Here is a 10,570-nt window from a genome sequence, read left to right as displayed (position 1 = left end):
ACGGCAATAAGCGCTTTACTCATCACCACCGTTGATGGACATGCGGCGCGATTTTGTCCAAATACAACTTTCGCAGCGCGGCCATTGCGGCGTCGGTCAGCGGCGGCAAGTCGCTTGCCATGTTATTGGCCTTGGCTTGCGCCGCATTCTTGGCCCCGGGGATGACGGTCGTCACGCCCTCGTTCATCAAAATCCAACGCAGCGCGAATTGCGCCATCGTGACGCCCGGCGGAACGAGCGGCCGGATTTCATCGACGGCTTCGAGCGCCACATCGAACGGCACACCCGCGAATGTTTCGCCCTTGTCGAACGCCTGCCCCTCCCGATTGAAATGGCGATGATCGTCGGCCGCAAACGCCGTTTCCGCCGTCATTTTGCCCGTCAGCAGGCCCGACGCGAGCGGAACACGCACAATCACGGCAATCCCTCTGCCGCGCGCTTCCCGCAGAAACAAATCGGCGGGACGCTGCCTGAATACGTTGAAGATGATCTGCACCGACTTGACGCCGGGGTATTCGATCGCCTTCAGGCCCTCCTCGACTTTTTCGACCGAGACGCCGTAGTCGCGGATCTTTCCCGCGGCGACCATGGCGTCCATGGCATCGAACACCTCCGGCCGGTAGTAGACCTCAGTCGGCGGACAATGCAGTTGCACGAGGTCGAGACATTCGGTGTCGAGGTTCTTGAGCGATCGGTCGACGAACGCATTCAGATTGGCCGCCGTATAGCCCTGCGCCACATGAGGGTCGAGCCGGCGACCCGCCTTGGTCGCGACGAAGGGTCTCGGCCCGCCGCGCTCCTTCAGCACGGCCGCGATGATGCGCTCGGAGCGCCCATCGCCGTAGACATCGGCCGTGTCGATAAACGTCGTGCCGCTGTCGAGCGCCGCATGCAGCGCGGCCTTTGCATCGCTTTCCGAAACGTCGCCCCACGAGCCGCCGATCGCCCACGCACCGAAGCCGATCTCCGAAACAGCTTGCCCGATATTGCCAAATGGCCGTTGATTCATTGTCTTTCCTCTTTCAAGGCATCAGTTGTCCGCCATTCACTTCGATGATCTGGCCGGTGATATACCCCGACAGCGCGGGAGAAGCGAGAAACAAAAACGCGCCAACGCATTCCTCGGGCGAGCCTTCCCGCCCCATCGGCACCGACGCGGTTTGCTGAGCGAGCAGTTCCGGCGGCGTGTATTTATCGTGGAACGGCGTCTGAATGAGACCGGGCGCCACCGCGTTGACCCGTATGCCGTCGCGGACGAACTCCTTGGCATGGCCACGCGTCAGGCTGCTGACAAAGCTCTTCGTGGCGGCGTAAAGCACGGCGCCCGCGCCGCCCCCGGTGCGCGCGGCCACGGATGAAGTATTGATGACGTACCCGCCGGCCGCTTTCAGAAACGGGTGGGCGGCCACCGTCGCCTCCCAGACCGAGCGGGCGTTCAGATTGACGACCTCATCGAAATGACCGGGCGGCATGTCCGTCGAGGCAATGCGCCCCAACATGCCGCCGGCGTTGTTGACGAGTCCGTCGAGGCCGCCGAGCATGTTCGCCGCGGCCTGCACGACGCGCGACGCAGCGCCCGGTTCGCCCAGTTCCCCTTGAATCAGCTCGATACGGTCCGGCCATTCGGCGCGCAGCGCTTCCGCGGCCGCCTCGCTACGGTTGAAATGAGCGACGACGTGAGCGCCCTGTGCCGCGAATGCGCGAGCCACCGCGGCTCCGATCCCGGTCGACGCGCCCGTGACGAGAACCTTCGTGCCGTCCAAATCGCTGATCCGCATGTGCTCGAAATTCGGCATACGTTTCCTCTCGAAAAGCTTCGTTCGCAGCCTTGGCAAGCGCCGCCTGTAGCCGCCGTTGCATCGGTTCGAAGGCAATGATTGCACGGCGTAGAATGAACGGGATTCATTGCGCTATTGAATTCAATTCATCATGGGCAAATCAGACCGAATCGACTTCGCAGATTTGAAGTCGTTTTTAGCGATCGTCAGGTGCCGCAGCTTCAAGCTCGCCGCGATCGAACTGGGGCAAACGCCGTCGGCCGTCAGCCATGCCATGCGTCGGCTCGAAGATCGCCTCGGCGCAAAGCTGCTCAACCGTAGCAGCCGCTCCGTTTCGACGACCGCGGCCGGACGCGATCTTGCGGCGCGGTTGGAGGAAGGTTTCAATCAAATCGGCTCGGCGCTCGAAACCTTCGAGGCCCCCGGCACGGCACGGCTCGGAGAAATCCGCTTGAACGTGTTCGCGGATGCCGCGCATTTGCTGGTCGCACCGGCGTTGCCGGAGTTCACGCGCATGTGTCCCGACGTGCGCCTGACGGTCGTTGTCGAAAACAGGCCGATCGACATCGTGGCCGAGGGTTACGATGCCGGCATTCGCTACGGGCATTATGTCCCGGAAGATATGGTCGCGGTGCCGCTGACGGGGCCCCAGCGATGGGTCATGGTGGCCTCGCCGGACTATCTCGAGCGACACGGCTCGCCGCGCAGTCTCAAGGATCTGTCCGATCACACGTGCCTTCAACTGCTGCTCGGGGACAACTCGAGCTATCGATGGGAGGTCAACGATGGCGGCGAGGCGCGCCGCCTTCGAGTACCCGGCTTACTGACGATCAACGACACGGCCACGACGATCAGCGCATGCAAGGGCGGCCTGGGTATCGCCTATGTGCTCGAGGCCCGTATCGCCGACGAACTGGCGCGAGGCGAATTGCAAATCGTGCTGAAGAAACACGCGTTCGACGAAGACCCGTTTCACATTTACTACGGCAGCCGCCGTTACAAGCACCCCGCGCTGATGACATTGATCGATATCGTACGCCGACAGCAGTCGCTTCCGAAGCTCGCCAGGGGCTCTTCGCGCTGAAACAAGGCCATCCCAGCCTCATTCGTCGTGCCTCGTGCCGTGAGGACGCGAAATGTAAAACGTTTACATTCAAAATATTCCGCGATTCTCCGTAAGTGCTTTCCCTCCACTCAAGTCGATTCGATTCAGGCCGATAAAGCAAAAGAGCGACGGTGACGCGCATTTCGTCTATCTTGAAAAGGATCAGTCGCTCGCGCATGACGCTATTTCCGTAAGGGGGCGTCGGCGCGCCCAGACCCATACCGTGCGAAATGCCGTGCCGGACGGCATTTCCGTGCGTCGTCGTTCGCAAGACGGCGGCGCCTCATTCAGCGAGTAGCTTTCATGCGCACGCTCTCCCGCCTTTCGATTCATTTCATGCTGACGATGTCAGCGCTGGCCGTGACGATCTCGACGCCCGCGTTCGCCGACGATTCGCTCTATCGCCAATTCGGCGGCAAAAAGGGTATCGAACATGTCATCGACGATTTCTACGATCGAATGCTCGACGATCCGAGAACGAAATCGTTTTTTGACGGTGCATCGATTCCACATATCGAAAAAATGCTCAATCAGCAATTCTGTGCGTTGATGGGCGGCCCCTGCGTCTATACCGGCCGTTCGATGAAGCGGACACATGAGGGATTGGGCATCGACGGCAAAGCGTTCGCCGCTGGAATCGACGATCTGAAACAGGCGATGCAGAAGAATCACATTCCCGTCGATGCGCAGAACAAGCTGCTGGCCAAGCTGATGCCGATGGCGCACGACATCCAAGATCGCCGATGACGAGATCAAGGCGATCTCGGTATTAGCGAGGACGCGCGAATGGGCACCCGTCGGTACGGGGAGATCGACATGCGAATTATGCGGAGTGTGGGGCTGACGTGCCTTGTCAGCGCGCTGTGCTTGCACGCCGCGAGCGCCGGGGCGGAGCAGCTGCGTGCGTCCGTCGTCGATCAGACGGGCGCACCGGTAGTCGATGCGGTCGTCTACGCCATGCCGATCGACATGAAGGTGAAAGCGCCGGTGTCGAAACGGCCAAAAGCCATCATCGATCAAATCAAGCGGCGCTTCGTGCCATTGGTGTCGGTCGTGCAGACCGGCACTGCCGTCGCCTTTCCGAACCGCGACAACATCGAGCACGATGTCTATTCGTTCTCGCCGGCCAAGCGGTTCGAACTGCATCTTTATCACGGGGTGCCGGCTAAGCCTGTGATGTTCGACAAACCCGGGCTAGTGGTGATGGGCTGCAACATCCATGATCAGATGATCGCGTACTTGCTCGTCGTCGATACGCCTTGGTTTGCGAAGACCGACGCCCGCGGCCAAGCAGCGATCGACAATGTGCCGGGCGGCGCTTATCGGCTCGCCGTCTGGCACTATCGGATGGCCGCGGCTGAGCAACGTCCCTCGCGTGATGTCTCGGCCAGCGCCAGCGCTGGCGAGCCCGCAGCGTTCACCCTTCAACTCGAGAGCGAATAGGTGAGCGCCATGCGATTCAAAAGCCTGCGCGCGAGAATTGCGTTCGTCGTCGTGCTGATGATGCTGGGGGCGCAAGCGGCTGCGTATGTCGTCATCAGTTCGGTCATCGAACGCAATGCGATCAGCAACGCGCAAGAGCAACTCGCTGTCGCTGAGCGCGTCTTCCGGCAAGTGCTGAGTACCAACGCCGAAAAGCTGACGCAAGCGGCCACGGTCGTGGCGGCCGATTTCGGATTTCGCGAGGCCGTCGCCACGCATCACGAAAGCACCGTCGTTTCGGCGCTGAGAAACCACGGCAGCCGCATCGACGCCGACCTCGTGATCCTGGCCGGTCTCGACGGCAAGCTCATCGCCGATAGCCGCGGCTATACGCACGGCAGCCAGGCGTTCCCCTTTCGCGCGTTGATGCAGACCGCGACGCACGGGAGCGAGCGCTCTGCGATCGACGTGATCGACGGGCGTCTTTATCAACTCGTCGCCGTGCCCGTCAAAGCGCCGCTGCCCGTGGCTTGGGTCGCGATGGGTTTTCTGATCGACGACAGGATGGCGCGCGAGATGGCGAGCTTGACCTCGCTCGACGTTTCTTTCTTCGATCAACAGCCTGACGGACGCTGGACCACGTTGGCGAGCACGCTGTCGGCCCAGCGTACTGCCCACATGAACCCGAGCGATGTGGCGGACGATCGCTACGCGACGCGTGTGATCTCGCTGACCTCCACGGGCAAGCCGGTGGTCGTCGTGCTCCAGCGCTCGCTGACGGCCGCGATGGCGCCGTTTCATCGGCTGCAGTCGACCTTGCTCGTTATTACGCTGATCGGCGTCTTGCTGTCGATCGCGGGCAGCATCGTGACGGCCCGCAGCGTGACGCGCCCGATCGCCGCGCTGAAGCATTTCGCGCGCCGCGTCGGCTCGGGCGATTATGCCGAGCCGATCGCCGTCAGTCATCAAGACGAAATCGGCGAGCTTGCACAGGCGTTCAACCGCATGCAAGAAGGTATTTCGCGCCGTGAGCATCGGATCACCGAGCTCGCTTACACCGATCGCCTGACGGGCCTGCCCAACCGCGCGATGTTCAGCGACAGGCTGCAGCAAGCCATTGCGGAGGCCCTCCCGAACGAAACGCCGTTCGGCGTCATGCTGATGGATCTCGATCGCTTCAAGTACGTCAACGATACGCTCGGACACCCGATCGGCGATTTGCTGCTGCGCGAAGTGGCGCTGCGTTTGCGCGATGCGTTGGCGGTTCATTCGGGCTTGGTGGCCCGCTTGGGTGGCGACGAATTCGGCGTGCTGTTGCCCGATGCCGATCTCGCCGATGTGGAGCGAGTCGCCACTCAAATACTGAAGGCGCTCGAGCAGCCGATCTCGATCGAGGGACAGCCCGTCGACGTCGGCGCAAGCATCGGCATCGTCACATTTCCCGATAACGGCGTAGACATGAACGTGCTGCTGCAGCGAGCCGACATTGCGATGTACGTCGCGAAGCGATCGAATGCAGGCGTGGCGCGTTACGAGGAGCGCTACGATAACAGCAGTGCCGAGCGGCTTTCGCTGATGAGCGAGTTGCGGCGCGCGGTCGAGCAAGATCAGTTATTACTGTTCTATCAGCCGAAGGTCGATCTCTCGACGCAGACGGTCAAATACGTAGAGGCATTGGTTCGATGGGATCACCCTACGCGCGGCTACGTGTCGCCCGATCAGTTCATCCCATTTGCCGAGCAGACGGGATACATCAAGACGATTTCGTATTGGGTTGCAGACAAGGCCATTCGGCAATGCGCGATGTGGCGTGATGTCGGCATCGAATTGGCTATATCGATCAATGTTTCGGCGCGCGAGCTGATTCAGTCGTCGCTGCCCGACACGTTCGCGGGGTTGCTGCGCAAATACAATGTCCCGGCCGAATTGTTGTGGATCGAGATCACCGAAAGCGCGATCATGGACGACCCGAATCATGCGATCGAAACACTCGATCGATTGCACGCCCTAGGTATACGCCTTTCCGTCGATGATTTCGGAACCGGCTATTCTTCGTTGTCGTATCTGAAGCGAATGCCTGTCGATGAATTGAAAATCGACAAATCGTTCGTTATGGGGATGACCGAGAACAGGGACGACGAAACGATCGTGCGTTCGACGATCGATCTCGCCCACAACATGGGGCTCAAGGTCGTTGCCGAAGGCGTGGAGTCGGAAGCGGTCTTGCAACGGTTGACCGATCTCGAGTGCGACTTGGCGCAGGGTTTCCATTTGAGTCGACCGCTGCCGCCTGATCGGCTCGAAGCATGGCTCAACAGCTGGCATGAGGCCCGCTGTGTGACGGGGGTGCGGTAAAAAAGGGGGCCCCATTCGAGATCTCGTCACTCAGCGCGGAATGATCGGCGCGGCGGTCACGCTTTGGATTCAGCAAGCCAATGGAACGCATCGCCCGTCGTTGTCGCCGTCCTGTGACTGGCTCCCGGCCGTCTGCAGCAAACGAGGGATATCCCATTGACATCTACCGCCACTCCTCCCTATAATGGGATATACGCTCGACATATACGCAGGAGCTCTTCGTGGAACAAGGCGCCATCTTCAAAAGCAACCGCAGCCAAGCCGTCCGCTTGCCCAAATCTGTGGCGCTTCCTGACGATGTGAAGCGGGTCGACGTGGTGGCCATTGGCCGCACGCGCATACTTACCCCTGCAGGAGAGTCATGGGATAGCTGGTTTGATGGGGAAGGGGTGAGCCCGGACTTTATGTCCGCACGCGAGCAGCCGGATGATCAGGAGCGTGAGGGCTTTTGATGCTCAAATACATGCTCGATACGAATATCTGCATCTTTACCACCAAGAACAAGCCCCACGAAGTTCGCGACGCATTCAATCGCCATGAGGGCCAGCTCTGCATCAGCACAGTGACCTTGATGGAGCTGATCTACGGCGCAGAAAAGTCCGCGGCGCCGGAAAGAAATCTGGCGGTGGTGGAAGGCTTTGCGGCCCGGTTAGACGTCTTGGCGTATGACCGCCAAGCTGCCATGCATAGCGGTCAACTCAGAGCCGAGCTGCAAAAAATTGGCAAACCGATTGGCCCCTACGACCAGATGATCGCCGGTCATGCTCGATCGCAAGGCATGATCTTGGTAACGAATAACATTCGGGAATTCGAACGAGTGCCCGGTTTGCGGGTTGAAGACTGGGTATCCGCTACGCGGTAAGCGCGCGCCCGAATGGAAATGCGATGTAGCATGTTTGGCGCGCCCGGCTGGGATCGAACCAGCAACCCCTGCCTTCGGAGTTTTATGGACGCACCGTAGTCCCTTATAAATCAGTGCCTTGCGCAACTCGCACATTGCAAAACCAAGGCCAAACGGGTTCAATCCAGCGCGGTCCCGCCCACCATAGGTGTATTTCAGCTACCACCCCAAGCCGACCGCGCGACACTGGAGCGTCGACTCGGTCTAGAGGTTTGTCTACACGCCACGGCCCTTTATAAATCAATGCCTCGCGCGACTCGGAAACTGCAAAACCGAGGCTAATCAATGCCGTACAGGACCGTCCCCGCTTACTCAAGCTGCAATTTCACTGTAGTCGCCGCCAACCAAAGCTGACAGGTCAGCGATCGTCGGCCACGTGCTACATTCGTCAGCTGACTTTTTGACCGTTACGCTTGATGTCGATATAAAGCGCGCTGGCGATCGATGCCGGCGCCACAAAAACCGAGAGCAGGCCGACATGCCAATCAAATGCACTTTCATGCTGAACAATCAGCGGACCTCAGTCCTCAATTGCGCCGGCGTCGGCGCAATGCAGGCGTTCTCGGGGCGCGACAGCGGGAGGGACAACCCTGTTGACGCCGGCAAAAAAGACCTTGGCCCGATTCCGCCGGGCACCTACTACATCGTTGATCGGCGCTCCGGCGGCCGGCTCGGGGCGCTCCGCGACCTGTGGGACGCGCACGGCTATGGTACGACTGACCGCCGCAAGTGGTTCATGCTGTGGAATCCAAAGACGGGCGACTCGACGATCATCAACGGCGTTCGGCGAGGCTCGTTCCGACTCCATCCGATGGGACCCTTGCGATTGAGCGACGGCTGCATCGCCGTGGTCAATCCTAGCCAATTCGATCGGCTCGCAACCTATCTGCGTTCGAGCGCCCCGACGCTGTCGGTTCCTGGCGCTGAGTTCAAGGCTTACGGCACGGTCGAAGTTCGATGAAGAAAGCGCTCTTTATTTTTGCCAACGTGCTGGTTGCGCTGGTGGGTGGGTGGTGGCTAGCACAGTTCGTCGCGAGCCTGCCTTATGAAATGCCGTCCTGGCTCGACTCTGGCATCCGTGCGGGGATTCGCCTGACTGGCGCCAGCCAACTCGACAACACGGACGACATCGAGACGATCGCCATCATCCTCGCGATTTTGGCGTGCTCAGCGTTGGTTGGTGTCGTCTTAGCGATCGCGACTTGGCTTGGCTGCCGGCTGATCGCACGACGTCAGCGGGCGCGCTAGGCATCGTTCACGATCGAGGCGGCGACTCTCCAGCGTTGAATCGGGGTCACTCGTACCGCAATGTCGCCAACGAACCCGCCCGCTATGCCGTGATCATGTCGCACCCGAGCGGATGCTGCTTTGGAGATGGAAATTGAAAAAGTTCGTTATTCAGTCTGTCAAGGCCATCACCGAACAAGAACTCGGCGAGCGAGAGCATTCTTCCAGCTTTCTCGACCGCAAAATGCCACGACTGCCTCTCTTGTCGGATTGAAATTTTCCGGAGAGATCTTACAGACGAGCGACACAGACAGAGTTGTATAATTGGTGGCGTCTTAGGTGAGCGTGGTGCCTGTCATGGGCTGGTTTCTGTCGCCCCTATCCGAAGGCTCTGGCGTATGTGCAAAACAGCAAATAGAATCTGTGCACGCTCGGAGTGCACAATGCTGGAACAAATCAACCACATACCGTTCGCTATACCTTTGCTCATCACGGAAGTCCTTGCCAAGAGCAAAGACTGGACTGAAGCTCGGAAGCGACTGCGGGAAGTACTGCCCGACCTAAAGCAACAGTCCGCGGCGTACGCGGTTTCTGCTGGCGGCTATTCGAGCGAGCCTGCTGCGCCTGGTGGCCTTGCGATCTATCTCGATGGCGGACTGGACCTCTTCAACGAGGACAAGTCATGCCGCGCGCTTTCCTGCAGACAAGAGGCGGCTAGACGACTCACGCGCAGCATTGGCCTGCTCGCGGATACGATCTGGTTGACCGACTATATTTCGGAAAAATTCATAGACTTCGGGCGCGTGACGAACTCGAAACTCGACGCCGTATTGGCCGACACGCTGGTGCTGCTGGAACTCTATCCATTGATGGCAGCAGGGATCATAAAATTCCGTAGCCCTTGGGTAGCCACCTGCTCTAGTTGCTTGGAGCACTTCAACACGGAGGTCGATCGGATTTCCGAAGCACTCTTGCGCGAGCATTTGCAGGAGTTCTCTCTGACGCCGCACTTCGCCGATGGGCTGTCGTTCCACACCGGGAATCTTTACGACCCACCCTTGTATCTTAGAATCGTACCGCGCAAAGCCGACAACTCTGAGGCACCAAAGCTGGAAGATCTCGCATACGACGCCGTACACGCGGCGATAAGATCCGCCTTGTGGACAGGCCGGGATGCGATGGTGGGCTCTGGTGCAGTCTTCTCAAATTCCTCGATCGGCCTAGCGGGGCTTGCGTACAAAGAAGGCATTGCTCGGAGCCGAGCGGAGTTGCGGTTGCTCGATGAGCGACGCACCGTGAATGTTCCGTGGGTGAACGACCTTGACGCAAAACAAATCGTTCAGTTACGAGAAGAGGCGTCTTCTGCGCTGCCCGCGTTCCGCGAGATGCTCGCAAAGCAGTTATCAGTGCCAGTGCGCGAAAACGGCATATCATCCAAAGCGATCGTCGAGGATCTTCGCCAACAGACTGTAGAAGTTCGAAATGAACTTTCGGACGTGCAACGATCATCCGCGCGATTCTGGAAAGGAACTTTTGGGCTGTTGAGTTTTGGGCTGTCTGCATATGGCGCAGCGACGCACGAAGTCGCGGCAACTATTGGTGGCCTGCTTCCGGTAATCTCACTCATCGTAAGCCACAAGTCTGGCTCGGAGCGCGATGTTACAAAAGCGATGCGGCGACCCGGCTATGTGCTCGTAAAGGCACAAGACATACTCGCACATGATCACGAGAGTTGACGCCGGCCGTGAATAATCGAACCTGCTTTGGCCTCGCACATTGACT

11 protein-coding genes are annotated in these 10,570 nt (G+C 59.5%); 9 read left to right on the top strand and 2 right to left on the bottom strand.

The genetic code is table 11. The features are described from left to right. Positions 1-22 precede the first annotated feature (22 nt). Together VGL01_RS04515 and VGL01_RS04510 are read right to left on the bottom strand one after the other, a co-directional pair. Positions 23-1,009 (bottom strand): aldo/keto reductase, encoded by a 987-nt coding sequence (locus VGL01_RS04515; protein ID WP_331567504.1) that lies wholly within the window; start codon positions 1,007-1,009, stop codon positions 23-25. 13 nt (positions 1,010-1,022) lie between these two features. Continuing rightward, positions 1,023-1,796, bottom strand: coding sequence for an SDR family oxidoreductase (locus VGL01_RS04510; protein WP_331567502.1), 774 nt, complete (start codon positions 1,794-1,796; stop codon positions 1,023-1,025). Positions 1,797-1,929: 133 nt separating this feature from the next. On the opposite strand from VGL01_RS04510, the gene VGL01_RS04505 reads away from it, so the two are divergent. From VGL01_RS04505 to VGL01_RS04465, 9 genes are all read left to right on the top strand, one after another. Next, a complete protein-coding gene (locus VGL01_RS04505; RefSeq protein ID WP_331567500.1) occupies positions 1,930-2,862 on the top strand; it encodes a LysR family transcriptional regulator in 933 nt (310 codons plus the stop codon). 324 nt (positions 2,863-3,186) lie between these two features. After that, positions 3,187-3,630 carry a group 1 truncated hemoglobin gene (locus VGL01_RS04500; RefSeq protein WP_331567498.1) on the top strand — a complete coding sequence of 148 codons (444 nt, stop codon included), beginning with the start codon at positions 3,187-3,189 and terminating at the stop codon, positions 3,628-3,630. A gap of 69 nt (positions 3,631-3,699) precedes the next feature. Continuing rightward, a complete protein-coding gene (locus VGL01_RS04495) occupies positions 3,700-4,326 on the top strand; it encodes a methylamine utilization protein (protein WP_331567496.1) in 627 nt (208 codons plus the stop codon). A gap of 9 nt (positions 4,327-4,335) precedes the next feature. After that, entirely contained in the window at positions 4,336-6,660 is a 2,325-nt protein-coding gene (locus VGL01_RS04490) for a putative bifunctional diguanylate cyclase/phosphodiesterase (protein WP_331567494.1), read from the top strand. A 221-nt stretch (positions 6,661-6,881) separates the two neighbouring features. Next, complete coding sequence (vapB, locus tag VGL01_RS04485; protein ID WP_331567492.1) at positions 6,882-7,112, top strand: type II toxin-antitoxin system VapB family antitoxin; 231 nt, start codon at positions 6,882-6,884, stop codon at positions 7,110-7,112. Beyond that, positions 7,112-7,522 carry a type II toxin-antitoxin system tRNA(fMet)-specific endonuclease VapC gene (vapC, locus tag VGL01_RS04480; RefSeq protein WP_331567490.1) on the top strand — a complete coding sequence of 137 codons (411 nt, stop codon included), beginning with the start codon at positions 7,112-7,114 and terminating at the stop codon, positions 7,520-7,522. Before vapB ends, vapC begins: the two co-directional genes overlap by 1 nt. Positions 7,523-8,039: 517 nt before the next feature. Continuing rightward, a complete protein-coding gene (locus VGL01_RS04475; protein WP_331567510.1) occupies positions 8,040-8,522 on the top strand; it encodes a DUF2778 domain-containing protein in 483 nt (160 codons plus the stop codon). After that, positions 8,519-8,809 carry a hypothetical protein gene (locus VGL01_RS04470; protein ID WP_331567488.1) on the top strand — a complete coding sequence of 97 codons (291 nt, stop codon included), beginning with the start codon at positions 8,519-8,521 and terminating at the stop codon, positions 8,807-8,809. Before VGL01_RS04475 ends, VGL01_RS04470 begins: the two co-directional genes overlap by 4 nt. 422 nt (positions 8,810-9,231) lie before the next feature. Continuing rightward, entirely contained in the window at positions 9,232-10,524 is a 1,293-nt protein-coding gene (locus VGL01_RS04465) for a hypothetical protein (protein WP_331567486.1), read from the top strand. Positions 10,525-10,570: the final 46 nt, after the last annotated feature.

It is taken from the genome of Trinickia sp., from assembly GCF_036503415.1.
Taxonomy (GTDB): Bacteria; Pseudomonadota; Gammaproteobacteria; order Burkholderiales; family Burkholderiaceae; genus Trinickia.
This window is presented reverse-complemented; position numbering and strand designations above follow the sequence as displayed.

Bases quoted from the DNA above. Each gene is read 5' to 3' on its own strand.
- VGL01_RS04475 (WP_331567510.1), top strand. From the start codon at position 8,040: ATGCCAATCAAATGCACTTTCATGCTGAACAATCAGCGGACCTCAGTC.
- vapC (WP_331567490.1), top strand. From the start codon at position 7,112: ATGCTCAAATACATGCTCGATACGAATATCTGCATCTTTACCACCAAG.
- VGL01_RS04490 (WP_331567494.1), top strand. From the start codon at position 4,336: ATGCGATTCAAAAGCCTGCGCGCGAGAATTGCGTTCGTCGTCGTGCTG.
- VGL01_RS04515 (WP_331567504.1), bottom strand. From the start codon at position 1,009: ATGAATCAACGGCCATTTGGCAATATCGGGCAAGCTGTTTCGGAGATC.
- VGL01_RS04465 (WP_331567486.1), top strand. From the start codon at position 9,232: ATGCTGGAACAAATCAACCACATACCGTTCGCTATACCTTTGCTCATC.
- VGL01_RS04510 (WP_331567502.1), bottom strand. From the start codon at position 1,796: ATGCCGAATTTCGAGCACATGCGGATCAGCGATTTGGACGGCACGAAG.
- VGL01_RS04500 (WP_331567498.1), top strand. From the start codon at position 3,187: ATGCGCACGCTCTCCCGCCTTTCGATTCATTTCATGCTGACGATGTCA.
- VGL01_RS04495 (WP_331567496.1), top strand. From the start codon at position 3,700: ATGCGAATTATGCGGAGTGTGGGGCTGACGTGCCTTGTCAGCGCGCTG.
- VGL01_RS04470 (WP_331567488.1), top strand. From the start codon at position 8,519: ATGAAGAAAGCGCTCTTTATTTTTGCCAACGTGCTGGTTGCGCTGGTG.
- VGL01_RS04505 (WP_331567500.1), top strand. From the start codon at position 1,930: ATGGGCAAATCAGACCGAATCGACTTCGCAGATTTGAAGTCGTTTTTA.